At 67.2% G+C, this 24899-nt stretch carries 24 protein-coding genes and 7 tRNA genes; 5 read left to right on the forward strand and 26 right to left on the reverse strand.

Annotation, left to right across the window (positions count from 1 at the left end):
* Nucleotides 1–59 precede the first annotated feature (59 nt).
* The 19 genes from secF to E3T42_RS13395 form a co-directional block, all read right to left on the reverse strand.
* A complete protein-coding gene (gene secF / locus E3T42_RS13305; RefSeq protein WP_134366715.1) occupies nt 60–1079 on the reverse strand; it encodes a protein translocase subunit SecF in 1020 nt (339 codons plus the stop codon).
* Entirely contained in the window at nt 1079–2794 is a 1716-nt protein-coding gene (gene secD, locus E3T42_RS13310) for a protein translocase subunit SecD (protein WP_134366716.1), read from the reverse strand. The genes secF and secD overlap by 1 nt, the downstream gene beginning before the upstream one ends.
* Before the next feature lie 65 nt (nt 2795–2859).
* On the reverse strand, nt 2860–3231 hold the full coding sequence (gene yajC / locus E3T42_RS13315) for a preprotein translocase subunit YajC (protein WP_241976141.1): 372 nt from the start codon (nt 3229–3231) through the stop codon (nt 2860–2862).
* Between the two features lie 111 nt (nt 3232–3342).
* Complete coding sequence (gene ruvB, locus E3T42_RS13320) at nt 3343–4392, reverse strand: Holliday junction branch migration DNA helicase RuvB (protein WP_134366718.1); 1050 nt, start codon at nt 4390–4392, stop codon at nt 3343–3345.
* Nucleotides 4389–5015 carry a Holliday junction branch migration protein RuvA gene (gene ruvA, locus E3T42_RS13325; protein WP_134366719.1) on the reverse strand — a complete coding sequence of 209 codons (627 nt, stop codon included), beginning with the start codon at nt 5013–5015 and terminating at the stop codon, nt 4389–4391. Before ruvA ends, ruvB begins: the two co-directional genes overlap by 4 nt.
* On the reverse strand, nt 5012–5614 hold the full coding sequence (ruvC, locus tag E3T42_RS13330) for a crossover junction endodeoxyribonuclease RuvC (RefSeq protein WP_134366720.1): 603 nt from the start codon (nt 5612–5614) through the stop codon (nt 5012–5014). The genes ruvA and ruvC overlap by 4 nt, the downstream gene beginning before the upstream one ends.
* Nucleotides 5615–5619: 5 nt before the next feature.
* Nucleotides 5620–6384, reverse strand: a complete 765-nt coding sequence (locus E3T42_RS13335) for a YebC/PmpR family DNA-binding transcriptional regulator (protein WP_134366721.1) — start codon at nt 6382–6384, stop codon at nt 5620–5622.
* 87 nt (nt 6385–6471) lie between these two features.
* The gene (locus tag E3T42_RS13340) at nt 6472–7014 is read right to left on the reverse strand and encodes a DUF1697 domain-containing protein (protein WP_134366722.1); all 543 of its coding nucleotides are present in this window, start codon (nt 7012–7014) and stop codon (nt 6472–6474) included.
* A 9-nt stretch (nt 7015–7023) separates the two neighbouring features.
* Nucleotides 7024–7617, reverse strand: coding sequence for a pyridoxal 5'-phosphate synthase glutaminase subunit PdxT (gene pdxT, locus E3T42_RS13345; protein WP_241976143.1), 594 nt, complete (start codon nt 7615–7617; stop codon nt 7024–7026).
* 10 nt (nt 7618–7627) lie between these two features.
* Entirely contained in the window at nt 7628–8530 is a 903-nt protein-coding gene (gene pdxS / locus E3T42_RS13350; protein ID WP_134366724.1) for a pyridoxal 5'-phosphate synthase lyase subunit PdxS, read from the reverse strand.
* Between the two features lie 99 nt (nt 8531–8629).
* A complete protein-coding gene (locus E3T42_RS13355; protein WP_134366725.1) occupies nt 8630–9193 on the reverse strand; it encodes an HIT domain-containing protein in 564 nt (187 codons plus the stop codon).
* A gap of 1 nt (nt 9194) precedes the next feature.
* The gene (gene thrS / locus E3T42_RS13360; protein WP_241976173.1) at nt 9195–11117 is read right to left on the reverse strand and encodes a threonine--tRNA ligase; all 1923 of its coding nucleotides are present in this window, start codon (nt 11115–11117) and stop codon (nt 9195–9197) included.
* A gap of 179 nt (nt 11118–11296) precedes the next feature.
* Nucleotides 11297–11938 carry a hypothetical protein gene (locus tag E3T42_RS13365; protein WP_134366727.1) on the reverse strand — a complete coding sequence of 214 codons (642 nt, stop codon included), beginning with the start codon at nt 11936–11938 and terminating at the stop codon, nt 11297–11299.
* Nucleotides 11939–12085: 147 nt separating this feature from the next.
* Nucleotides 12086–12157: transfer RNA gene (locus tag E3T42_RS13370), tRNA-Val, on the reverse strand.
* 23 nt (nt 12158–12180) lie between these two features.
* A tRNA-Cys gene (locus tag E3T42_RS13375) sits at nt 12181–12254 on the reverse strand.
* A gap of 49 nt (nt 12255–12303) precedes the next feature.
* Nucleotides 12304–12375, reverse strand: a tRNA-Gly gene (locus tag E3T42_RS13380).
* A 247-nt stretch (nt 12376–12622) separates the two neighbouring features.
* Nucleotides 12623–12694, reverse strand: a tRNA-Val gene (locus E3T42_RS13385).
* Nucleotides 12695–12716: 22 nt separating this feature from the next.
* Nucleotides 12717–12790: transfer RNA gene (locus E3T42_RS13390), tRNA-Cys, on the reverse strand.
* Between the two features lie 49 nt (nt 12791–12839).
* Nucleotides 12840–12911 (reverse strand) — tRNA-Gly (locus E3T42_RS13395).
* A 165-nt stretch (nt 12912–13076) separates the two neighbouring features.
* Between E3T42_RS13395 and E3T42_RS13400 the strand changes: the two genes are divergently transcribed.
* Nucleotides 13077–13149 (forward strand) — tRNA-Val (locus E3T42_RS13400).
* 52 nt (nt 13150–13201) lie between these two features.
* On the opposite strand, the gene E3T42_RS13405 is transcribed toward E3T42_RS13400, so the two are convergent.
* Nucleotides 13202–13711, reverse strand: coding sequence for a hypothetical protein (locus E3T42_RS13405; RefSeq protein ID WP_134366728.1), 510 nt, complete (start codon nt 13709–13711; stop codon nt 13202–13204).
* A gap of 99 nt (nt 13712–13810) precedes the next feature.
* Here E3T42_RS13405 and E3T42_RS13410 point away from each other — a divergent pair, with 99 nt between their 5' ends.
* Nucleotides 13811–14521, forward strand: a complete 711-nt coding sequence (locus E3T42_RS13410; protein WP_134366729.1) for a M50 family metallopeptidase — start codon at nt 13811–13813, stop codon at nt 14519–14521.
* Between the two features lie 58 nt (nt 14522–14579).
* Here E3T42_RS13410 and E3T42_RS13415 read toward each other — a convergent pair whose 3' ends face one another.
* The 5 genes from E3T42_RS13415 to zapE all read right to left on the reverse strand — a co-directional run bounded on the left by E3T42_RS13415 (nt 14580) and on the right by zapE (nt 21098).
* Nucleotides 14580–15860: an HNH endonuclease signature motif containing protein gene (locus E3T42_RS13415; protein ID WP_134403140.1), complete on the reverse strand. Its 1281-nt coding sequence runs from the start codon at nt 15858–15860 to the stop codon at nt 14580–14582.
* Between the two features lie 148 nt (nt 15861–16008).
* On the reverse strand, nt 16009–16773 hold the full coding sequence (locus E3T42_RS13420; RefSeq protein WP_134366731.1) for a YqjF family protein: 765 nt from the start codon (nt 16771–16773) through the stop codon (nt 16009–16011).
* Nucleotides 16774–16799: 26 nt separating this feature from the next.
* Nucleotides 16800–18245 carry a flotillin family protein gene (locus tag E3T42_RS13425; RefSeq protein WP_134366732.1) on the reverse strand — a complete coding sequence of 482 codons (1446 nt, stop codon included), beginning with the start codon at nt 18243–18245 and terminating at the stop codon, nt 16800–16802.
* Between the two features lie 330 nt (nt 18246–18575).
* On the reverse strand, nt 18576–19847 hold the full coding sequence (locus tag E3T42_RS13430; RefSeq protein WP_241976145.1) for an ammonium transporter: 1272 nt from the start codon (nt 19845–19847) through the stop codon (nt 18576–18578).
* Between the two features lie 201 nt (nt 19848–20048).
* Nucleotides 20049–21098, reverse strand: a complete 1050-nt coding sequence (gene zapE / locus E3T42_RS13435; RefSeq protein ID WP_134366733.1) for a cell division protein ZapE — start codon at nt 21096–21098, stop codon at nt 20049–20051.
* A 176-nt stretch (nt 21099–21274) separates the two neighbouring features.
* Between zapE and E3T42_RS13440 the strand changes: the two genes are divergently transcribed.
* From E3T42_RS13440 to E3T42_RS13450, 3 genes are all read left to right on the forward strand, one after another.
* Nucleotides 21275–22177: a sulfurtransferase gene (locus E3T42_RS13440; protein ID WP_134366734.1), complete on the forward strand. Its 903-nt coding sequence runs from the start codon at nt 21275–21277 to the stop codon at nt 22175–22177.
* Nucleotides 22178–22519: 342 nt separating this feature from the next.
* Nucleotides 22520–22954 (forward strand): SufE family protein, encoded by a 435-nt coding sequence (locus E3T42_RS13445; RefSeq protein ID WP_134366735.1) that lies wholly within the window; start codon nt 22520–22522, stop codon nt 22952–22954.
* The gene (locus tag E3T42_RS13450) at nt 22951–23706 is read left to right on the forward strand and encodes a dihydrofolate reductase family protein (protein WP_241976147.1); all 756 of its coding nucleotides are present in this window, start codon (nt 22951–22953) and stop codon (nt 23704–23706) included. Before E3T42_RS13445 ends, E3T42_RS13450 begins: the two co-directional genes overlap by 4 nt.
* Here E3T42_RS13450 and E3T42_RS13455 read toward each other — a convergent pair.
* A complete protein-coding gene (locus E3T42_RS13455) occupies nt 23627–24859 on the reverse strand; it encodes an alpha/beta hydrolase (protein ID WP_134366736.1) in 1233 nt (410 codons plus the stop codon). The genes E3T42_RS13450 and E3T42_RS13455 overlap by 80 nt on opposite strands.
* Nucleotides 24860–24899 lie beyond the last annotated feature (40 nt).

Below are 24899 nucleotides of genomic sequence, written 5' to 3' on the forward strand. Positions count from 1 at the left end.
ATGGCTGTTCGCCACCCGGGCCTGATACCACCGGCGCCAGGTGGGGACCGACTCCCGGCCTAGGCGGTGATCTTCTCCGCGGATTTTGTCGTCGTCGCGTCGGCCTTGGCCCGAAGGGAGAGAACCTTCAGGTCCCGTTTGCGGATATCCGGCTCGCTGGACCGCAGCTGGGCGTACAGCGGCGACGCGATGAAGATCGTCGAGTATGCCCCGGCGATGATTCCGATCAGGAGCGCCAGCGAGATGTCCCGCAGGGTGCCGGCGCCGAGCACGAGGGCACCGATGAACAGGATCGATCCGACCGGGAGCACCGCCACGACGGAGGTGTTGATCGAACGCACCAGGGTCTGGTTGACGGCGAGGTTGACCGATTCTCCGAATGTGCGGCGCGAATCCGTGACGTCCTCAGCGGTGTTCTCGCGGATCTTGTCGAACACCACGACGGTGTCGTACAGCGAGTAGCCGAGGATGGTCAGGAAGCCGATCACGGCGGCGGGGGTGATCTCGAACCCGGTGATGCCGTAGAACCCGGCGGTGATGACGAGGTCGTGCAGGAGCGCGACCATGGCAGCCAGGGCCATCTTCCAGGTGCGGAAGTACAGGGCCATGCCGATCCCGGCGAGGACGAGGAAGATCGCCAACCCGCGCAGAGCCTGGCCGGTGATGTCGGCACCCCAGGACGGGCCGATGAAGGACGCGGTGACCTGGTCTTTCGGAACCGAGTAGGCGTCGGCCAGGGCGGTGCGCACATCGCGGCTGTCCTGGGCGCTGAGCTGGTCGGTCTGCACCCGGATGCCGCTGTTGCCCACGTTGGACACCTTGGGGACCGCGGAGGGCACCACGGCGTTGACGGCGTCAGACGCCGTGGCCTGGTCCTGCTTCGGCAGGTCTGACACCACGAACTCGGATCCGCCGGTGAACTCGATGCCGAAGACGAACCCGCCGCGGAGCTGCGGGACGACCAGGGCGATCAGGAGCATGACGGATGCGACGAGATACCACGTGTTGCGCCGGCCGATGATGTTGAACGATCGCTTGCCGGTGTGCAGGTCATTGCCGAACTGGGAGAAGCTGGCCATTAGGATTCCTTCCCGTTCGAGAAGCGATCGGTGCTGGAACCGACGAGGTCCTGCGCCTTGCGTTCGGCGATGGTTTGACGTTTGGCGGCTTCTTTACTGGCCGACGACAGTTTGCCTGTTGCGACCTGCGTGGACGGCTGGAACTTGGCACGGCCGCGGTAGGTGGCACCGAGCGCCCGGGGGTCGAGTCCGCTGAAGCGGTGACCCTCGTTGAAAAACCGGGTCTGCGCCAGCAGTTGGAGCATCGGGTGGGTGAACAGGATGACGACGACGACGTCGACGATCGTGGTGAGGCCGAGGGTCAGGGCGAAGCCCTTGACGTTGCCGACCGCCACGATGAAGAGCACGCCGGCGGCGAGGAAGTTCACGCCGTCCGAGGCGAGGATGGTGCGCAGAGCGCGCTTCCAGCCGGCCTCGACGGCCGACTCGAGTCCGCGACCGTCCCGCAGCTCGTCGCGCACGCGCTCGAAGTAGACGATGAAGGAGTCGGCGGTGATTCCGATGGCAACGATCAACCCGGCCACCCCGGCGAGGGACAGTCGGTAACCCTCCCGCCAGGACAGGGTCGTGATGATCAGGTACGTGATCAGGGCCGCGACGGTCAGGGAAGCGATCGTCACCACCCCGAGCAACCGGTACTGGATCAGCGAGTAGATCACGACCAGGATCAGTCCGATCAGACCGGCGATGAGACCGCCGAGGAGCTGGGAGGAGCCGAGCGTCGCGGAAATGGTGTCCTGGCTCTGCACCGTGAAGCTGATCGGCAGGGCGCCGAACTTGAGCTGGTCGGCGAGCGTCTTGGACGATTCCTTGGTGAAGTTTCCGCTGATCTGCGCGTTTCCGTCAGTGATCGCCGCGTTCGTGCGGGGCGCGGAGATGACCTGGCCGTCGAGAACGATGGCGAACTGGTTGCGCACGCCCTCGAGGCCGTTCAACCGGGTGCTGACGTCGGCGAACGCCTTGGTCCCGGTCTTGTCGAACTTCATGTTGACGACCCACTGGCCGGTGGTCGCGCCGCTCTGGTTCGTCTCCTGGCCGCTGGTGGCGTCCGAGACGTTCTCGCCGCTGACCTCGACCGGGCCGAGGATGTATTTGACCGAGCCGTCGGTCTCACAGGTGACGAGTGGCTTGTCCGCCGGGGCGACGTTGCTGGTGTCGAGCTTCGTGCAGTCGAAGGCGTCGTACTGGGCCTGGAGCGCCGGGGTGATCCAGCTCGGGTCGCTGGCGTCGGTGGGTACCGCGGTCGGCGTGCTCGACAGGTCGGGGTCGACGCTCGGGGCCGGGGTCGCCGCGCCGTCCGCGCCCACGCTGGCCGCCGACGGGGCGTCGGCCAGAAGGACGGGGCGGAATTCGAGTTTCGCTGAGGACTCGATCCGGTTGATGGTGGCGTCGTCGGGGATGCCCGGGATCGAGACGACGATGTTCTGGCCGCCCTGCGTGTTGATCTCCGCTTCGGAGACGCCGGACGCGTCAACGCGCTGCCGGATGATCGACACGGCATTGTTCAGCTGTTCCTGCGAAACTGATTGACCGGATTCGAGTTTCGGCGCGAGGATGATCTGCGTGCCACCCTCGAGGTCGAGGGCCAGCTTGGGCGTCCAGGAACCGCCGCCGGTGAGGACGCCGGCGGTGTTGAGAGCGATCAGACCGACGATGATCACCCCCAGCCACGTGAGGGAACGCCAGGCCTTTTTGGCCGGAGACGACTTTGCCACCTGTGAACTCAGCTTTCTGTGCTCATGCCCGCGCCGTCACGGCGCGGGCATGTGAGAGGGATTGGTTACGCATCGCCCTTTTTGGGCTCTTCGTCGGTGTCTGCATCAGCGACTCGCTGACCGAACTCGGGTTCGTTCATGACGCCGGCGGTGTCCTGGCCGATTTCGGCAACGGGTGCGTCCTCGGACTCGGCCACGGTCGGCTCGATCACACGGGCGATGGTCTGGCGGTGCAGCTGCACGACCGTTCCCGGTGCGATTTCAAGGGCGACCTTGTTCGCTTCCTCGTCGATCGAGAGAATGGTTCCGTACATCCCGAAGTTGGTCATGACCTCCGCGCCGGCAACCATCTGGGCCTGCAGCGCGGCCTGGTCCTTCTGGCGCTTGCGGCTGTTGCGGAACATGAAGAAAACGAGCGCCGCGAGAACGACGAGCATGACAAGAGTCAACGGATCCATAAAACTGTGAAACCTTCCGATTGCGGCGCGATGGCCGAAGCTTGTGCGTCTGATTCCTTACGAACCAACTCGAATTATAGGTCATCGAGGTTATGGGACCTTCGGAGCGCCGTCCTGCGGGTTGACGAGACCGAAGTGCCGCCACGCTGCGGGGGTCGCCACGCGCCCGCGCGGGGTGCGCGTGAGGAAGCCTATCCGCACCAGGAACGGCTCCACGACAGCCTCGATGGTTTCCGACTCTTCCCCCACGGACACCGCCAGTGTGTTCAGGCCAACCGGCCCACCCCCAAAACGGGTCAGGATGATGCGCATCACTTCCCGGTCGAGCCGATCGAGCCCGATCGCGTCCACGTCGTAGAGTTCCAGGGCCGCGTGGACGGCGGCCAGGTCGGCGTCCCCCCCGTGCACCAGGGCGTAGTCGCGCACCCGCCGGAGCAGCCGGTTGGCGATTCTCGGCGTGCCGCGGCACCGACCGGCGATTTCGGCGAGGGCCTCCCGGTCGATCCTGAAGTCGAGCAGTGCGGCGGCACGCGCCAGCACCTCCTCGAGCTCGTGGTCCGCGTAGAACTCGAGGTGGGCGGTGAACCCGAACCGGTCGCGCAGTGGGTTGGGCAGCAGCCCGGACCGGGTCGTGGCGCCCACCAGCGTGAACGGGGCGAGCTCGAGCGGCACCGAGGTGGCGCCGGCACCCTTGCCCACCATGATGTCGATCCGGAAGTCCTCCATCGCGAGGTAGAGCATTTCCTCGGCCGAGCGGGCCATCCGGTGGATCTCGTCGATGAAGAGCACCTCGCCGGGGATCAGTGAGGAGAGCACGGCGGCCAGATCACCCGCGTGCTGGATGGCCGGGCCGCTGGACATCCTCAGCGGCCGGTTGCCCTCGTACGCGATGATCATGGCCAGGGTGGTCTTGCCCAGCCCGGGCGGGCCGGCCAGCAGGATGTGGTCCGGCGTGCGGGCCTGCATGGTCGCCGCCGTCAACAGCAGCTGCAGCTGGCTGCGCACCTTCTGCTGGCCGACGAACTCCGCCAGGCTCCGGGGCCGGAGGGCGCCTTCGAACGCGAGTTCCGCGTCGCCTTCCAGAACGGGATTGGTCAGCTCGACCCCGGGGTCGCCGGCCAGGCGCGGTTCGGGTGTCATGAGCGGCGCTCCGAAGCCTGCTGGGCCGGGCCGAGCCGGGCCAGGACCAGCCGGAGGAGACTGGCCACCCCGACCTGCTCGGGATCGGCCGTGTCGGCGAGGGTCTCCTCGACCGCCTGAGCGGCCACCCGCTCAGACCAGCCCAGGCCGATCAGGGCGGCCTGCACGTTCGCGGACGCGCTCGTGGGGGCCGGGCGAGCCGCGGCGGTGGCGGCGGCGGCCGAGACGAAGACCTTGCCGGCCAGGGAGAGCACGATCAACTTGGCGGTCTTGGGGCCGATGCCGCTGACCTTGCGGAAAGCGGCGTCATCCTCGGAGGCGACCGCCTGTGCGATCCGGTTCGGGCTGAGCACGGCGAGCACACCGAGGGCCGATTTCGGTCCGACGCCGGTCACCCCGACCAGCAGCTCGAACACCTCGAGTTCGTCCGTGGCCGGAAACCCGTAGAGCGTGAGTGAGTCTTCGCGCACGATCAGCGTGGTGGAGAGGCGGGCCTCGGTGCCGACCCGCAGCGTCAGCGCGGTCGCGGGGGTGACCTGCAGGGCCAGCCCCACTCCCCCGACCTCGATCACGGCCGTCGAACCCAGGGCAGACAGGACGAGGCCACGTACGGATGCAATCACCGCTTAACACTACGGGTCACCGGCGACACGGAGCCGCGTTCGGCGGCGCGCCATGCCTTCTGGGCCGGGGTCAGCGTTCCGACCGGGACGGCGGCGCCGGTCGGCAGGGTGCCACCGGATGCGCCGGTGCGCCAGGCGTGGCAGATCGCAATGGCCAGCGCGTCCGCGGCATCCGCCGGCCTGGGCACTTCGGCCAGGCCGAGCACCCGGGCGACCATCGTGCCGACCTGCGCCTTGTCGGCGGACCCGTAACCGGTGATCGCGGCCTTGACCTCGCTGGGGGTGTGCAGGGTGACGGTCAGCCCGCGCTGAGCCGCGAGGAGGAGGGCGACCCCGCTGATCTGCGCCGTGCCCATGACGGAGCTCACGTTGTTCTGGGCGAACACCCGCTCGATCGCCACGAATTCGGGCTGGTGCCGGTCGAGCATCTCCTCGAGACCCCGGCTGATCAGCAGGAGCCTCTGCTCGAGCGGCAGGTCCGCCGCGCTGCGGAGCACGGCCACGTCGACGAGGGTCGCGGTGCGGTTGGGGTTCACGTCGACCACGCCCACGCCGCAACGGGTCAGCCCGGGATCGATGCCCAGGACCCGGACTGACACGGCCTCTACTCGGCTTCGGCCTGAAGCTCCGCGATGACCTCGGGCGACACGTCGTAGTTGCTGTAGATGTTCTGCACGTCGTCGAGCTCTTCGAGCGCGTCGATCAGTTTGAAGACCTTGCGGGCGGTTTCGGCGTCGACCTCGATCTTGAGCTGGGGCACGAATGCGATGTCGGCGGAGTCGTAGTCGATTCCGGCGGTCTGCAGCGCCGTGCGGGTGGCGACGAGGTCATGGGCCTCGCTGAAGACCTCGAACTTGTCGCCGTCGTCGACGACCTCTTCGGCACCGGCGTCGAGCACGGCCGCGAGCACGTCGTCTTCGGTGACGTTGTCACCCTTGGGCACCACGACGATGCCCTTGCGGTTGAAGTTGTAGGCCACGCTGCCGGGATCGGCCATGTTGCCGCCGTTGCGGGAGACGGTCGTGCGCACCTCGGCGGCGGCCCGGTTCTTGTTGTCGGTCAGACACTCGATCATGATGGCGACGCCGTGCGCGGCGTAGCCCTCGTACATGATGGTCGTGTAGTCGACGACCTCACCGGACAGGCCTGCACCACGCTTGACGGCGCGGTCGATGTTGTCGTTCGGGACGGAGGTCTTCTTGGCCTTCTGGATCGCGTCCACCAGCGTCGGGTTTCCCGACAAGTCGGCGCCGCCCATGCGGGCAGCCACTTCGATGTTCTTGATCAACTTGGCGAACGCCTTGGCCCGACGAGAGTCGGTGACCGCCTTCTGGTGCTTCGTTGTCGCCCACTTGGAATGTCCGGACATGAATCTCCCGTTGTCTCGCTTGGCTCTCTGGTCGTCGCACCCTGAGGTACCCCACATTCTAACCCGCGGTGTCCGGCGGAGCAGGCTTCACGCGCCCGGGGGCTGGTCCAGGATTTTCTGCAGCGTACGCAGGTTGCGCGTGGTCGTGCTCGCCCGGTACCGGGCCTTGCCGCTCAGCTTGCTGAACGGGCTGCCCACGCCCACCGACCGCAGAACCTGCCAGTACAACACGTCGGCGCCTGACCTGATCTGTTCCGTGTCGGGGTCCGCGTCGCCGGCCGCGCCGAGGAGCTCGTCCAGCACGGACCGGTCTGACCCGAGCACGACGTAGGGATGCCACCCCTCGCGGTCCGCGTCGAACGGGAACGCCCGCACGACCCGGTCGAGCCACTCGACGTCGACGAGGATGATCCAGGCCCGGTAGCCGAAGGTGTCGGAGAGCGCCCGCTCGATCCGCGCCTTCGTGGCCGCCGCATCCGTCTCACTCGTCGTGAACAGAACGTTGCCGCTGGCAAGCACCGTGCTGATCCCGGTGTATCCGAGTTCCCGGAAGACGGACTGCAGGGCCGCCATCCTGATGTTGATGCCGTTGACGTTGATGCCGCGCAGGAAAGCAACCGACCGGGTCATGTACGGACCCTAGCCGCGAAAACCGGCCGCGGCCACCTTGCCCAGGAAGTACTCGTGAAAACGGTTCTCCCCGGTGATCTCGGGGTGGAAAGACGTGCCGAGCAGGTTGTCCTGCTCGACGGCGACACACCGGCCGTCGGCGAGAGTGGCCAGCGCCCGGGCCCTGGGGCCCACGGTCTCCACGACCGGGGCCCGGATGAACACGGCGTGCACGGGAGCGTCGCCGAGGACAGGCACGTCGAGGTCGGTCTCGAACGAGAGAGTCTGGGAACCGAAGGCGTTTCGGCGCACGGCGATGTCGAGACCGCCGATGCTCTCCTGGCCGGCGATCCCGTCGATGACGGTGTCGGCGAGCATGATCAGGCCGGCGCAGGTGCCGTAGACGGGCAGCCCGCTCCGGACGAAGGCGGCCAGCGGTTCGGCCAGGCCGAACGCCCTGGCCAGTTTGTCCATCACGCTGGACTCGCCGCCCGGGATCACCAGCCCGCTGACGCGGGCCAGTTCCTCCGGGCGGCGAACGAGTTCGACGTCGGCGCCGAGGGACCGGAGAACCTCGGCATGCTCCCGAAAATCACCCTGAAGGGCGAGAACTCCAACGCTCACGGACGAGTGACTACCAGCCGCGCTCAGAGAGGCGGTGCGGTGCGGCCAGATCGGACACGTTGATGCCGACCATGGCTTCGCCGAGACCGCGGGAGACGGCGGCGATGACGCTGGCGTCGTCGTAGAACGTGACGGCCTTGACGATGGCGTTCGCGCGGGCCTGCGGGTTGCCCGACTTGAAGATGCCGGAGCCGACGAACACGCCGTCCGCGCCCATCTGCATCATCATGGCCGCGTCAGCCGGGGTGGCCACGCCGCCGGCGACGAACAGCACGACGGGGAGCTTGCCGGTGGCGGCGATCTCGGCGACGAGCTCGTACGGGGCCTGCAGTTCCTTGGCGGCGACGTACAGCTCGTCCTTGCTCAGCGACGACAGGCGGCCGATCTCGCCCTTGATGGTGCGGATGTGCTTCATGGCCTCGGAGACGTCGCCGGTGCCGGCCTCGCCCTTGGACCGGATCATGGCCGCGCCCTCGGTGATGCGGCGCAGCGCCTCACCCAGGTTCGTCGCACCACAGACGAAGGGAACCGTGAAGTTCCACTTGTCGATGTGGTTGACGTAGTCGGCGGGGCTCAGCACCTCGGACTCGTCGATGTAGTCGACGTTCAGGGCCTGCAGAATCTGCGCTTCGACGAAGTGGCCGATGCGCGCCTTGGCCATGACCGGGATGGAGACCTCGGCGATGATGCTGTCGATCAGGTCGGGGTCGCTCATGCGGGCGACGCCGCCCTGGGAACGGATGTCGGCCGGCACACGCTCGAGGGCCATGACGGCGACAGCGCCGGCGTCCTCTGCGATGCGCGCCTGCTCGGCGTTGACGACGTCCATGATGACGCCGCCCTTCATCATGTCGGCGAGTCCGCGCTTGACGCGGCTCGACCCAAACTGCTCGGCGGGTGTGGTTTCAGTCATGGCTGTAATTCTATTCCTTGCACTGGATGGGTTCCGCCCGGCAGGGGCCGGGCGGGAAAGTGTTGCTCGTTCGTGCTCTGCGCTAGTTCGTGCTCTGCGCTAGTTCGTGCTCTGCGGCCAGCCCTCGGCCACTTCGCGGCGAACATCGCCCAGAAGTCGGGGAATGGCCTTAGTTCCGGCGATGATCGGGAAGAAGTTCGAGTCGAGCGCCCACCGCGGGACGATGTGCTGGTGCAGGTGGCCGGCGATGCCCGCCCCCGCGATTCGGCCCTGGTTCATACCGATGTTGAAGCCGTCGCAGTGCGAGACCGCCTTGAGCACGCCCATGGCGATCTGGGTCAGGCTACCAATCTCGGCGACCTCCTCCGGCGACGCCTCGTCATACGTCGCAATATGCCGGTACGGACATACCAGCAGGTGACCGCTGTTGTACGGGAACAGGTTGAGCAGGACGTAGGCATAACGACCGCGGGCAACGATCAGGGCCTTCTCGTCGTCCATCTCCGGCGCCAGGCAGAACGGGCAGTCGTCGGCGTGCGGCTGCTGGCCGTCCTGGATGTAGACGAGGCGGTGCGGAGTCCACAGCCGCTGGAACGCATCCGGCACGGCTGCGAAGTCGGACGACTGTTCGGTTCCCTCGAACCCCCCGGCGTCACGGTTCATCTCAGGCCTGGCCCTGCGTCGTGACCTGGGCGCGCGTCTCGATCGAGGCGACGATGCGGCGGATGGCGTCGTCCACGGGCACCCCGTTCTCCTGTGTGCCGTCGCGGAAGCGGAAGCTGACCGCTTCGTTGTTCCGGTCGTCCTCGCCGACGATCAGCTGGAACGGCACCTTGGCCTTGGTGTGGTTGCGGATCTTCTTCTGCATCCGGTCGTCGGAGTGGTCGACCTGGGCGCGCACCCCGGCGGCTTTCAGCCGGCCCACGATCTCGTCGAGGTAGGGACCGTACTGCTCGGACACCGGGATGCCGACGACCTGCACCGGGGACAGCCAGACCGGGAATGCCCCGGCGTAGTGCTCGGTGAGCACCGCGAAGAAGCGTTCGATCGACCCGAACAGGGCTCGGTGGATCATGACCGGGCGCTGACGCGAGCCGTCGGGCGCGGTGTACTCGAGGTCGAAACGCTCGGGCAGGTTGAAGTCCAGCTGGATGGTGGACATCTGCCAGGTGCGGCCGATCGCGTCGCGCGCCTGCACCGAGATCTTCGGCCCGTAGAACGCCGCCCCGCCCGGGTCGGCGACGAGGTCGAGACCGGATGCTTCGGCGACCTCACGCAGGGTCTCGGTCGCTTCGGCCCACGCCTCGTCGCTGCCCACGAACTTCTTCGGGTCTTTCGTGGAGAGCTCCAGGTAGTAGTCCTCGAGCCCGTAGTCGGCGAGCAGCTTCAGCACGAAGTTGAGCGTGGAGGTGAGCTCCTCCTTCATGCCGTCGCGGGTCGTGTAGATGTGGGCGTCGTCCTGGGTCATGCCGCGCACGCGGGTGAGCCCGTGCACGACGCCGGACTTCTCGTAGCGGTAGACCGAGCCGAATTCGAACAGGCGCATCGGCAGGTCGCGGTAGCTGCGGCCGCTGGAACGGAAGATCAGGTTGTGGAACGGGCAGTTCATCGGCTTGAGGTAGTAGTCGACGCCCTGGCGGGTCATGTGACCGTCGGCGTCGTATTCCGCGTCGAGTTTCATCGGCGGGAACATGCCGTCGGCGTACCAGTCCAGGTGCCCCGAGGTCTCGAACAGGTTCGACTTGGTGATGTGCGGCGTGTACACGAAGTCGTAGCCGGCTTCGGTGTGGCGCTTGCGGGAGTAGTCCTCCATCTCCTGGCGGATGATGCCGCCACGGGGGTGGAACACGGGCAGGCCGGAGCCGATCTCCTCGGGAAAGCTGAACAGGTCGAGTTCGGCGCCGAGCTTGCGGTGGTCGCGCTTGGCGGCCTCTTCCTGGCGGGCCTGGTAGGCGCGCAGTTCGTCCTTGGTGGGCCAGGCGGTGCCGTAGATGCGCTGCAGCTGCGGGTTCTTCTCGGAGCCGCGCCAGTAGGCGGCCGCGAGGCGGGTCAGGGAATACCCGTTGCCGATCATGCGAGTGTTCGGCAGGTGCGGGCCGCGGCAGAGGTCCTTCCAGAGGGTCTCCCCGGTCTTGGGGTCCACGTTGTCGTAGATGGTGAGTTCGGCGCCGCCGACCTCGACCGACTCGTTGTCGGCGCTCTCGGCCGCACCGCCCTTGAGCCCGATCAGTTCGAGCTTGTACGGCTCCGCGGCGAGTTCTTCCCTGGCCTGGTCGTCGGTCACCACCCGGCGCACGAACCGCTGCCCCTGGCGGATGATGCGGTCCATGGCTTTCTCGAGGGCCTTGATGTCGTCCGGGGTGAACGCCTCGGCCACGTCGAAGTCGTAGTAGAAACCGTCGGTCACGGGCGGGCCGATGCCCAGGCGCGCGGCGGGATTCACGGTCTGCACGGCCTGCGCGAGCACGTGGGCGGCCGAATGGCGCAGGATGCTGAGGCCATCGGGCGAGCCGATCGTCACCGGTTCGACGGCATCCGTCGGAGTCACCGTGGTGGCGAGATCCTTGAGCTCGCCATTGACGCGCATTGCGACAACGGACCGGTCGGTGAAAAGCTCAAAGCCGTCAACCACGTGTATAACTCCTCAATATTGTGCGAACCCCTCCAACTTTAGCGGCGCACGTGGCCCGGTCCCTCCTCCCGCGGGTCAGGGCAGCCGGCGGGACAGGTGGGCGAGGGTGTCCGGGGACGCGGCCAGAACCTTGATCAGTCCAGGCCGGCTTTCGGCGGGCCCGCTTGCGGCGGGCTGGGGGTGAACGCGACCGCCACCGCCTGGAGCGTGGTGCCTGCATCGAGTACGCGGGTGAGCCTGGCTGCGATCAGCGGGCTGACGCAGCCCACCCGCCGGCCGGTCGCCGCATGCACCGAGATGCCGTTCGCACCGCAGAGCGGGCCCGGGTCCCGCTGGAGACGCACGGTCGCCCCGGGGTGCAGCAGCCCTTCCCTCGCCACGATCGTGCGGGAGTCGATGTTGCGTAGCCAGATGATCCAGATTCCCAGTCCCGCCAGGCTACGGTCGCCGAGACCGACGAGCCGGCCGGTCGTCGATTCGGTCAGCCAGAGTTCCCCGGCACGGTGCTGCAGATAGAGCGGCGGGAGGCCGCGGATGTCAGCGACGAGGAGGCGGTCGCCGTCCTGGCTGGACAGAAGGTCGCCGGCGACGGAGCTGCGGAGGGGGGCCGGCTGCTGCGGGGGCAGTGCGGGAACCCGTTGCCGCACCGGCGCGTCCGAGATCCGGCGACTGGGAGGCCTCAGGCTCACCGGAGCGTAGTTGGCCACTCGCGTCAGCCACGCCGTGACGACGAGGACGCAAACTGCGAGGAGCACAAACGGCACCAACCACTCCATGAACGATCCTCCCCGTCGAGACTGGTGCACGGCCGGCCGGAGCGGTATCCCCCGTCCGGATGACACCATCGCGCCCTGGGCCAGCGCAGCGCGCGGAAAACAACATCGTGGGATGAAAAAACCCCCGGCGGGCCGGGGGTTTATCTGTGGGCGATACTGGGATCGAACCAGTGACCTCTTCCGTGTCAGGGAAGCGCGCTACCGCTGCGCCAATCGCCCAGATCTTGAATTTTCTCCAAGTCTGGAGGTGGATACGGGATTCGAACCCGTGTACACGGCTTTGCAGGCCGTTGCCTCGCCTCTCGGCCAACCCACCACATAGGGTCCATACCAAAAAGAAACGGCCTTTCGACCGATTCAATTCGAGCGGATGACGAGATTCGAACTCGCGACCCTCACCTTGGCAAGGTGATGCGCTACCACTGCGCCACATCCGCACTGTGTCTGCGTTTCCGCTGACTTGAAAGACTCTAGCCGATTCCGGCCGCGCCCGCCGCACCCTCCCCGGTGATTCTGCCCGGTGAGGCAGAAAAAACAAAGGTTAACCAGGCCTTTTCCTGTTGCCGGTCGGCTTGCGAACTCGTGCCGGTCGCCCGTCGATCAGGATCGACGCGGGCGCGACCGGTGTTCCCCAGGACGTCCAGGGGCAAAGAAAAAACCCCCGGCGAGCCGGGGGTTCATCTGTGGGCGATACTGGGATCGAACCAGTGACCTCTTCCGTGTCAGGGAAGCGCGCTACCGCTGCGCCAATCGCCCAGATCTTGAATTTTCTCAAGTCTGGAGGTGGATACGGGATTCGAACCCGTGTACACGGCTTTGCAGGCCGTTGCCTCGCCTCTCGGCCAACCCACCACATAGGGTACATATCAAAAAGAACCGGACTTGCGACCGATCCAATTCGAGCGGATGACGAGATTCGAACTCGCGACCCTCACCTTGGCAAGGTGATGCGCTACCACTGCGCCACATCCGCAACTGCGCGCATTTCTGCGCGCTTGAAGACTCTAGCCGATACTCCCGTGCATTTTCAAACCGAGCCGCCCCGGCGTGTTGCGGCCCTCTCGATGTGCGCCGCGTCCCCGCTCTGGGCTAGTATCAAGACTCGTGGTTGCAGTTCTTTCACAGTTTTTACCACAATGGGCGATTGGCGCAGTTGGTAGCGCGCTTCCTTCACACGGAAGAGGTCATCGGTTCGAGTCCGGTATCGCCCACAACAAAAAACCCCGGTTCTCCGGGGTTTTTTTGTTTCCACCCTGCCGCGGCCTACTGGACCGGTGCCAGCGTCCGTCTATCGGGCAGGTACACCACCATTTTGTCGCTGCCGTCCACGTCGACTTCAACCAGTGTGTCCACGCCCTCGTGAAGCACCGTGACGCTGTGTCCGGCGATGAGCTCCCCGGCCGCCTTGCCGCCGACGGTGATCCCGTAGTCCTCTGAGAGAAACGTGATCACCGATTCCCTGTAGTCGGCTTCAGCCTGCGCGGTCGCTGCGGCGATCCCGCGGACCTCAGCGTTGTAGGCGACGGAGAGGCCCACGATGTTGGCGGCGATGAGGACGGCGAGCACGCCAATGGCGATGAGTGTGGCCCGTTGGAATTTGACGTAGCTGCTATGCACGAGGTACCAGAGCAGGACCGCGATGACCAGCAGGCCAGTGAGAGGAATCAACGCGATCAGAGCAGCGTGCACCGGGGCGGACTCGCCGGCAGTCTGGTTGGGTTCGACGAAGGGGCCGGGGTTGGCTGCGACGGCGATGATGAGGTTCGCGAGCATGGGCGTCTCCAGAGATATGGGGACTAGCCTCATCAGCCTGCTTGATGACCCCCCACGGAGAAGTTTAGGGGGTTCGCTTCGTGACCTAGGCTGACAACCATGGACGGGCTGGTCGCACTCTGGGGGCAACTCTCCGCACGCAACGAACCGCTGCCGGCGGCCACGGCCTGGCTGACCATCGCGGCCGCCGCCCTGCTCGTGCTGGTGCCGGGTCTGTGGCGCATCGGGCGCCATGTCATCACGATCGCGCACGAGGGCGGGCACGCCGTCGTGGCGACGCTGAGCGGGCGTCGGCTGGGCGGCATCCGTTTGCACTCGGATACCTCGGGGCTGACGGTCAGCAGCGGACGCCCCCGCGGGCCCGGAATGGTGCTGACTCTCCTGGCCGGGTATCCGGCGCCCGCTCTCCTGGGGCTCGGCGCTGCACGGATGCTCAGCCTCGGCTACGACATCGGCCTGCTCTGGCTGCTGCTGGTTGCCCTGGCACTGCTGCTGGTACAGATCCGCAACTGGTTCGGGCTCTGGTCGGTCCTGGTCACGGCGGCCGTCATCTTCGGCATCACCTGGTTCGCCTCTCCCCCGGTGCAGGGCGTCTTCGCCCTGCTGATCACGGCGTTCCTGCTGCTGGGCGCGGTGCGCACCGTGGCGGAGTTGCACCGCTCCCGGTCACGGAGCCGCGGCAGCGCCTCCGACGCCGACCAGCTGGCGCGTCTGACGCACATCCCCGGTGTCATCTGGGTGGCCGTGTTCCTCGTCGCGACGGTCGCGTGCGCTGGGTTCGCCGGACGCTTCCTCGGTCTGCTCGCCTGATCCGGCCGCCACGCCAGCGAACCGGGCACCGGGTCTCGAACGATTCTCAAGGCGACTGTCAGAACGGCGAGGGTTGAGGCACAGATGTCTTCGCGGACTCCCCCGGCGGAGGTTCGGGTTCCACCGCACGGATGACCGTGGCCGGCTCACTCATGAACGCCCGCCCACTCGGTGACCTCCACTGGAGGACACCATCTTCGAGGTGTTTCACGGTCCACCCGGTTTCGCTTTTGAGCGCGTGGCACGGCGGACACAGGTGCGCGAGGTTGTCCTCCGCGGTCAAACCGTTGAACTGCCAATCGAGCGAATGATCGATGTCGGAATGCGCCGCCGACCGGTTGCAGCCGGGAAACCGGCACGTCTCGTCCCGCACCCGCAAGTACTTCTTGAGGTCTTTCGGCACCTTGTACCTGTCCCGGCCCACTGAGAGCACCACCCCGGTCTCCGGATGCACCAGAAGCCGCGTGAAGCTCGGCGCGCCGGCAGCGATCCGGCGGGCCGTGTCCGCGTCGATCGGGCCGTAACCCTCCATGTGGGCGGGTTCGTCGTTGAGGCCCATGAGGCTGAACACCGGGACCGTGATGTTCACCGAACCCCGGATCCCCTTTCCCAGGCCCGACGGCGTGACCCCATCCAGGATCAGATCCTCGAACACATCCGCCTTCAACTGGGTCAGCGTGCGGTCTTCCTCGGCGCATTGCAGGCTCAGGGCCATCAGCGTGATCCGTTCGTGGGCGGCCTGCGCCTTCTCCGCACTCGCGTAGAAGGTGAGCGAGGCCATGCCGTCCGGCTCGGGCTCGAAGAACACCGCCCGGTCCTTCACCGACTTCTGATGCCGGGCCCTGATCGTCTCGGGGTGCCACCGCTCCCGCAGAATCCGCGCGTTGTACTTCAGCTTCGACGCGGTGAGCGTGCCCGCGGACTTCAGCACCGCGGCTTCGAATTTCGCGCGCCCTTCCTCCGGCACCGACCACGCCTGATTGACCACCACCTGCGCATGCCGGTAGCTGATCTCCCCCGAAGCCAGCGCAGCCCGGGTCGCGGGCAGCTCCACGGCCAGGGCCCGGCACTCCGCGACCAGGTTCTCCGCCGTGCGCTGCGGCACCCGGATCGTGCAGGCCAGCTCGCTGGAGAACTCCCGCTCGGCCACCTCGCGGGCATCCCAGCGGGCACCCGGCACCCGGGCCTTGTGGTGGGCGATCGCCTGCCCGAACCGGCGCGCCTCCTCGACCCGTTCGGCCCGCCGGGCGAAGGCCACGGCGATGTCCCGTTCGGCCTCCGCGATCGCGTCGAAATGCCGGCCCATGGCCTCTCGCTCTTCGATGATTGACGGCTTCATGGGGAACACGCTATGTGCACCCACCGACACTCGCCCGGCATCCGTGGACACCGTGGATAAACCGATCAGACCCGTAGTGTGGAGGAGAAGTCGAAATACTGAAACTGCCGACACCGGCGGCGGTCACTGCACTCAGACCCGGCGACTCTCAGCCGGCCGACCCGAACCAGGTCGTGACCCCAGGCGCGTAGAGCACGGAATCCGGCGGGCGCTCGGCCAACCCGGGGAAGCCCGCCACGGCGAGCAGGGTGTCGTCGAGCCGCAGGAGTTCGGCCTCGTAGAGCGCCCAGGGCTCGTGGTGGTTGCGCAGGTGCACCGTGCGACCGCGGGTGCGGGTGAACAATGCCCAGCGCGCGGTCAGGAAATCGGCGAGGAGGTCCCCGACGACCGGACGGTTGGTGGGACGCACCACGATGTCCGTGTGGGCCGACCCGGTCAGATGGCGCCTGGACGTGTAGTGAAACTCCGGCCCGGCACTCCCCTGCCCGGTGCTCCCCGGACCCGACGACACCTCGAGGCGCGTGCGGGACCACATGTAGGGGATCGAGAACAGGGCGCGGGCCGCGAGCACGGCTGCGAGGCGGGACGCTTCGAGGGATACGAAGACGACGCCTCGGTGACCCTGTTCGTCCACGGCGTACAGCCGCACGTTCACCTCGACGAACGTGCCGAAATACGGGATCGGTGGGCTGCCGAAGACGGTGGCGCGGTCGAGCACGAACGGGATCAGACCGACCCAGCTCGTGCCGTCGAACTCGTCCGGGACCAGCCCGGCCGGGAGCAGGGGCGCCACCAGGGCGGCGTCCACGCGCCAGTGCAAGAACATGAGATGCGACCAGCGCTGACTGGCGGCCGCCCGCCCCGCCAGGAGCGGCGCGATCGCCGAGATCGGGTCCATCGCAGCATCCGTCATCGAACAGTCTCCCCTGGGCTCTGCGGCTAGGCCTCGACGGCGGGAGCAGCCAGGGCGTGGTCGACGTCGGCCTGCTGGGCGGTCGTGAGGGCAGGCACCGGCGTGGACACCTTCACCGCGGCTGCTCCGGCCGCGACACCGCCGACCAGGTTGCCGAGAAGCTCCCGGATACCGACGCCCATCGTCGACTTCAGCACCCCGTCGACCTCGGTGAAACCGGAGGCGACGTTCTTGGTCAGCTGGCTGGCGCCATCCGTGGAAATGACGGTGAGGTTGTCGATGTTCGACATCGGGGCGGCCAGCTCACGGGCGATCTCGGGCAGCATCTCCACCATGCGCAACTGGATGAGCGCCTCGCTCTGCTCAGCCACAGCCTCGGCGGACAGGCGGGTGGCGGTCGCCTCCGCCGTACCGCGGGCAAGGATGGCGTCGGCGTTGGCCTGACCCTCGGCGCGGATCGCCTCGGCATTCGCGATGCGGCTGTCCCGATCGGCGTTCGCGGCGGCCACCGCGGCCTCGGCCGCCGCGACGGCGGTCACCCGGATGCGGTAGGCGTCGGCATCGGCGATGGCGTTCACTTCGGATTCCAGCTCGGCTTTGCGCAGGGAGGCCCGGCGCTGAGCGGTGAGCTCCTGCTGCTGCACGATGGACTGCTGGGCCTTGGCCTCGGCCAGCGGCTTGGCCGCGGCGGCTTCGGCGGAGGCCTTGTCTGTGTCCAGCTGCAGGGCGGCCTTGCGCAGCGCGAGCGTGTTCTGCGCCTCGGCGATGGCCTGCTCGGCCAGGATCGCGGCCTCCTGAGCTTCCCGGTTCGCCTGGTGCTCGGCCACTTCGGCCTGGCGCCGCACCTTGGCCTGCTCGGCCCGGCCGAGGTCACGGATGTAGTCGTTCTCGTCGGTGATGCCCTTGATCTCGAAGGAGTCGACGTCGACGCCCTGGTTGGCGAGGGATTCACGGGCGGTCGCCAGCACGGAGGAGCCGAGCTCGTCCCGCTTCTGGATGATCGTCATGACGTTCGTGCCACCGATCGAGGAGCGCAGCGACCCCGACAGCACCTCCTGCGCGAAGCCGTCGATGTTCTTGTCCTGACCGAGGAAGCGCTGCGCGGCGGCCCGGATCGCTGCCGGGTCGTCGCCGACCTTCACGATCGCGACGGCCTCGACGGTGAGGGTGACGCCGTTCTGGTCCTGGGCGACGGCCGTGATCTCGATCGCACGGCTGCGCAGGCTGATCTTGAACGCCTTTTGGAAGAACGGGGTGATGAACACGCCCTGGCCATGGACGACCCGTTGACCGGATTCCTCCAGGGCCTGGCCGTCGACAATGGTCTTCTTGGATTTCTTGCCGGTGATCACGAGGGCCTCGTCCGGCCCGGCGTTCTTGTAGACGGTCTTGGCGTAGATCAGTCCGATCAGGAAAACGACGACCGCCAGGGCGATGAAGCCGGGGATGGGACTGAGCAGGAACTCGAACATGGAATCCTTCCGTTCGTGCCGGCGCCGGTGGGCGCGGGCACGGGAATGAGCTGGGCGGTGCGGCGGTGACGTGCGTGAGTCCACGCTATCGGCACCGGCGGCATCCGGATCAAAAATGGAACTGGGGGCCGGGGAAAAAAGAGGGCCCGCCCCGGTCTCGACTGAACGGGACCGGAGCGGAGCGCTCGCACCGTTCGGGTCAGTGCGAGCATCGTGAGCATGGCTCAGTTCTGCCAGCCAGTCAAGGAGTGTAGAAGGGCGACGGCGCAGCCGAAGGAACCGGATGCGCCGCCGCCCGTGGAACGACAGGTGCGGTGAGTGGAGCTGCCGCTACACGGTGTCGAGCGCGTAGCCCTCTTCGCCGTGCACGATCGTGTCGACTCCGGCAACCTCGTCTTCGTTGTTGATGCGGAAGCCGATCGTCTTCTGGATCACCCAGCCGATGGCGTAGGCCATCACGAAGGAGAAGATCGCGATGCTGAAGGCGGCCAGCGCCTGCACGCCGAGCTGGGCGAAGCTGCCCGTGTCGAGCAGGCCGATGCCCGAGCCGACGATGCCGATGAACAGGGTGCCGATCATGCCGCCGATGAGGTGGATGCCCACCACGTCGAGGGAGTCGTCGAAGCCCCACTTGAACTTGAGGTCGATGGCGACCGCACACACCGCGCCGACGAGAACGCCGAGGACAATCGCCCAGCCTGGGGTGAGGATGTTACAGGCCGGGGTGACGGCGACGAGTCCCGCAACAGCACCGGATGCCGCACCGATCGAGGTGGGCTTGCCGTCCTTGATCTTCTCGACGATCAGCCAGCCGAGGATGCCGGCGGCGGGTGCGACGAGCGTGTTGACCCAGGCGAGGGCGGCAACACCGTCGACGGCAGCTTCCGAGCCGGCGTTGAAGCCGAACCAGCCGAACCACAGCAGCGACGCACCGAGAAGGGTCAGCGGAACGTTGTGGGGCTTGGAGATGCCCTTCTTGAAGCCGACGCGCTTTCCGAGCACCAGGGCCAGAGCGAGGCCGGCTGCACCGGCGTTGATGTGCACGGCGGTTCCACCGGCGAAGTCGTTGACTCCGAGGGCGGCCGGAGCCCAGCCGTCGGCGAGGTTGAAGACCCAGTATGCGACGGGGAAGTAGACCAGCGTCGACCAGACGGCGGCGAAGATGAGCCAGGCGCCGAATTTCGCACGGTCGGCGATCGCTCCGGAGATCAGGGCCACAGTGATGATGGCGAAGGTGGCCTGGAAGCCGGCGAACGCCAGCCCGTTCAGGTCGGGGTTCAGCGTTCCGTCTTCGCCGGCGCCGAGCAGGCCGGTCAGGCCGAGGAAGCTGGTCGGGTCGCCGAGGAAGCCGGGGATGAGCGGAGGCCCGAAGGCGAGCCCGTAACCGAAGACGACCCACAGCACGCCGACGACGCCCATGGCGCCGAAGCTCATCATCATCATGCTGATGACGCTCTTGGCCTTGACCATGCCGCCGTAGAAGAAGGCAACACCGGGAGTCATCAGGAGCACGAGGGCTGACGCGACGAGAAGCCACAGGGAGTTGACGTTCAGGCTTATTTCGTCTGTTGTGGCGTTCATCAGGACTGACAGTTCAACCATGGATATGGTTACCTCTCTCTAACTAACAGTGATTGCCGTCGACGTGCACAGGGTGAGCATTGATCGTGTCTCGGCGGGTACAGAGTCAGTTTGGAGTTGTCAGGTTTCGGGAAGTGCGCCGGTATGTTTCGGCCGCGTTACGCGCCGTGCGACGGTGTTAACATCGCGTTTCCCGCCAGACGGCCACCGGGCCGGCCCGGGTCAGTCGTGCGGCGGAAGCTCTCCCGTGGTCAGCGCCACCAGGCGCGACTGGGACCGCTGGTACTTCTTGCGATAGCCGCCGGAGAGCATTTCCTGGTCGAAGACCTCGTTCAGGGGCTGTCCGTTGGCGATGATCGGAATCTCCGCGTCGTAAACGCGGTCGATGAAGGCCACCAGGCGCAGCGCATCCGTCTGATCGGTCAGCAGGTAGACGTCGGACAGGGCAATGACGTCGATTCCGTGGATCATCTTGATGTACTTCGACGGATGCACCGTGCTGAGATGACGGATCAACGCGCCGAAATCGTCCAGGGTCACCGCGGAGCCGCGTTCGACCAGCGCCGGCACCATCTGGTCCAGCTCGTCCCGGCTCACGGCGATGGCATGGCCCTCGATGTCACGGCGGCGATAGTCCAGCCCGTCGATGCGCACGATTTCGAAATTGGCGGACATCGCCTGGATCTCGCGCAGGAAATCGATCGCCGCGAATCGGCCCTCGCCGAGGGAGTTCGGCGGCGTGTTGGAGGTGGCCGCGACCCGGGTGCCCGAGGCGACGAGCTCGCCCAGCAGCCGGGTCATCAGCATCGTGTCGCCCGGGTCGTCGAGTTCGAACTCGTCGATGCAGATCAGTCTGGCGCCGGACAGCTGCTTGACGGTCGCCGCGTAGCCGAGGGCCCCGACCAGCGCGGTGTACTCGATGAAGGTGCCGAAGTATTTGGGGCCGGGTGCAGCGTGCCAGAGCGCGGCGAGGAGGTGGGTCTTGCCCACACCGAACCCGCCGTCCAGGTAGATCCCCGGGAGTTCGGGCTTGGCCTTGCGGGTGCGGGAGAAGAACCCGCTGGGCCGCTGGGGCAGCCAGGCCCCCGCGAACGTGTTCAGGCGTTCGACCGCCTCGAGCTGCGACGGGAAATTCAGGTCCGGACGGTACGACTCGAAGGAGGCGTGCTCGAACTGGGGCGGCGGCACGAGCTCCGCCACGATCTCCGACCCGGTGATGCTCGGAGAGCGGTCAGCCAAACGGTGCACCTGACGGAGGGCGTGTGGAGCCATGCTGGAATACCCGTTTTCTGGTCGGATTCGTCACGGTCGGAGCGTCGGCGTCGAAGTACTGCGGCGCGAATGCGATCACAACCCATACCGCGTAGATTCGAACGCGGGCCGCTGACCAGCCTAAACCGCGCTCAATCCATTCCGGTGTCTTCGGACGCTCGCCAGGAGGTTTCCCCATGCCCGTTGATCTCGATCCGGCACCGAAGTTCGCTGCCTACGCCCACCCCGAGCGGCTGGTGAGCACGGAGTGGCTGCAGACCCACCTCGGCAGTCCCGGCCTGGTCGTCGTGGAGTCCGACGAAGACGTGCTGCTCTACGAAACCGGACACATCCCGGGCGCCGTCAAGATCGACTGGCACACCGACCTCAACGACTCCGTTGAGCGTGATTTCGTGGGCAGCGAGGCCTTCGCCGCGATTCTCGGCGGCAAGGGAATCTCCCGCGATACGACCGTGGTCATCTACGGCGACAAGAGCAACTGGTGGGCGGCCTACGCCCTGTGGGTGTTCACCCTCTTCGGACACGAGGACGTGCGCCTCCTCGACGGCGGACGTGAGAAATGGATCGCGGAGGAACGCGGACTGACCCGCGACCGTCCGGTCATCACTCCCGCGGAGTACCCGTTGGTGGAGCGCAACGACGCGCCCATCCGCGCCTTCCGTGACGACGTCCTCGCGCACTTCGGCAACCCCCTGATCGACGTGCGCTCCCCCGAGGAGTACACCGGCGAACGCACCCACATGCCCGACTACGCCGAGGAAGGCGCCCTCCGCGGCGGCCACATCCCGTCGGCGGCATCCGTGCCCTGGGCCCGCGCCGCGGCCCCGGACGCCACATTCCGGGCTCGGAGCGAACTGGACGAGATCTACCGCAGCGAGGCCGGCCTCACCGACGGCGACCACATCATCGCGTACTGCCGGATCGGGGAGCGGTCCAGCCACACCTGGTTCGTCCTGACGCACCTGCTCGGATTCGAGGGCGTGCGCAACTACGACGGATCCTGGACCGAGTGGGGCAATGCCGTGCACGTGCCGATCGCCGTGGGCGCCGAGCCGGGCGCGGCCCCCGCCCCGCGCTAGGAGCTGAACCCGCCGGAGCCGACGGGCGATTGCGCGGTCCACGCACAGTCGGACCCGCCGCGCCCAGGTGGGGCCGCCGTTCCACAGCGGAGCGGACTATCCGGCGTAGAACCAATTCGACGGAGATCTTGTCCTAAAACAGTGATTTACGGAGCTTCCGGGCCGATACGGGCAAAATCTCCGTCGAATTCGTTCGGGGAAGCCGGCTCCCAGACTGTGACGGAAGCGACGGGTCCGCCCTGGGAGACCTACCTCGACGGCACGGAAGTCGCCGAACCCCGCACCCTCGTGTACCTCCCCGCCCGGCCCCGCTGAATCGGGCGCATGGCAGACTTGTCTTCGATGACTTCCACCGAACTGCCTGAGAAACTGGCCGAGATCCGCGACGACTTCCTCGCACTCGAGGAGCAGGACCGCCTGCTGCTGCTGCTCGAATTCGCCGATGCGCTGCCGGCGCTGCCCAAACGGTATGAGGAACACCCCGACCTGCTCGAACGCGTCGTGGAGTGCCAGTCCCCCGTGTTCATGTTCGTCGAGGTGGAGGATGACGCGGTGCACCTGTACGCCACGGCACCCCGGGAGTCCCCGACGACCCGAGGCTTCGCGTCGATCCTGGCCCAGGGGCTGTCGGGTCTGAGCCGGGCGGAAGTGCTCTTGGTTCCAGACGACTACCCGAGTTCGATCGGCCTGACGAAGGCCGTATCGCCCCTGCGGATCCGCGGCATGACCGCCATGCTCGCCCGCACCAAGCGGCGACTGCGTGAGGACCCTGCGTGACCCTGACCCGGGTCTTCCCGGAGCCCCGCGCGGCCGAGGACATCGCCCGCGCGGTCGACGGGCTCGACCCCGCGGGCCGCGACTGGCTGCTGGCACGCTACGCGCCTGAAACGGATGCCTACCTCCGAGTCAATATGATCGGCAGTTTGAACGGCAGCGTCGCCGGCGCGGACGGGACCTCGGAGTCCCTCTCGAGCAAGCAGGATCGCCGCATCCTCGGCGTGATCCGGGAATTGTCCGACGTCGTCCTGGTCGGCGCGGGCAGCGTGCGGGCGGAAGGCTACGTCGTGCCGGCCCGGGCTGCCCTCGCCGTCGTCACGTCCACCGGAAACCTCGGCGGGCACCGACTCCACGCCTCAGCCACCACGTCGGACCGGCCGGTGTACATCCTCTGCCCCCGCTCCGCGGTCGGCCGGGTGGAGGCCGTCGACGGGACGAACCGCGCCACCATCGTTGTGGTCGACGACGTGGACGGGCTCCTTCGCCCGGCCGCCATCGTTGACGCCCTGCACTCCCGAGGCCTCACCCGGATCGTGTGCGAGGGAGGGCCCGTCCTGGCTGGGCGTCTGTTCGCCGCAGACCTCGTCGACGAACTCTGCCTGTCCACCAGCCCCCAGATCGTGCTCGGCAGCCGCGCGCTGCTCGAGTCGGATCAGGCCGTTACGAGCCGTTTCAGCCTTCGGCAGCTCCTGCTGGACGATCAGGGTGCGACGTACGCCCGGTGGGAGAGATCTCGCCCAACCAGTTCGTGATCGCCTGATTCCACCCCTCGCGGTCGTAATTCCACAATTTCGTGTGCCGGGCGACGGCGAAGGGCAAGAACGTCACGATGTCGGGGCGCCGCTCCGCCAGGGCCCGGGAACCGGTCGCCGGCACGTATCCGTCGTCATCGCTGTGCATCAGCAGCACCGGCAGGTCCAGCTCGGCTGCGCGGGTCACGAAGTCCAGCCGGGCGAAGTCGATCGGGCCGGCCTGGCCCGTGACCAGGCCGCCCCAACGCCGGCCGAGAACCTCCAGGGCCCCGCTGGCGACAACGGCGGGCAGCCCGAGGGTGCCGCCCTGAAACCGGGCGACGTCGGCCCAGTCGATGACGGGCGAATCGAGCACGATGCCCACCACCAGGTGGCGCAGCATCGATCGAGTCGCGGCCTGCAACACGATGGCGCCTCCCATCGACCAGCCCATCAGCACGATCTCGGTGGCGCCCCGGCCCGCGGCGAACGCGATCGCCGCCTCGATGTCGAGCCATTCCGTGTCGCCCAGGGAGTACCGGCCGTCCGCGCTGCCGGGCGCCTCCCCGTCATTGCGGTACGAGACCAGAAGAGAGGTGTAGCCGAGGGATCGGAACACCGGCACCGCGCGAAGCGTCTCCTGGCGCTGAACGCCACGACCGTGCACCTGGATCACCCAGCGACCGTCCGGCTCGGGCGGAACCACCAGCCAGGCCGGCGCCTCACCCGCGCCGGTGGGAACGCTCACGTCTTCGAACTCGACGCCGAGGTCCCACGGGCCGAGGAAGGAGTACCCGGCCAGCCGGCCTCGCACGGCCGCCGCGAGATCACCGTAGTCGACGCGCAGGATGCGCCGGGTCACCCGATCGGACGTCTGCCGCAGGATCTCCCCCACGTGGGCGTGGCCGCTGCTGGCCGAGAACCAGAAGCTGTAGTCCCCGCGAAGAACGGAGTCCGGAGTCGACTGCAACGCGATGGTCCCGGCCGCGAGGTCGACGGCGTACACGCGCACATCCTCGTCGCTCTTCGTCGACGGCGTGACGATCCGGCGGGCCATCACGGCCATCAGGGCGCTGATTCCAACGCCGGCTGCGACGCCGACGCCCGCGACGATCAACCCGGCGGTCGCGATGACCTTCACCGCACTTTCGGCCCGCCCGTGTGCTGCTCGCATAGCTCTTGCCCCTGCCCGGCGTGCCTCGCAGACACCGCCC

The sequence above is a fragment of the Cryobacterium sp. TMT4-10 genome, from assembly GCF_004403275.1.
Classification (GTDB): domain Bacteria; phylum Actinomycetota; class Actinomycetes; order Actinomycetales; family Microbacteriaceae; genus Cryobacterium; species Cryobacterium shii.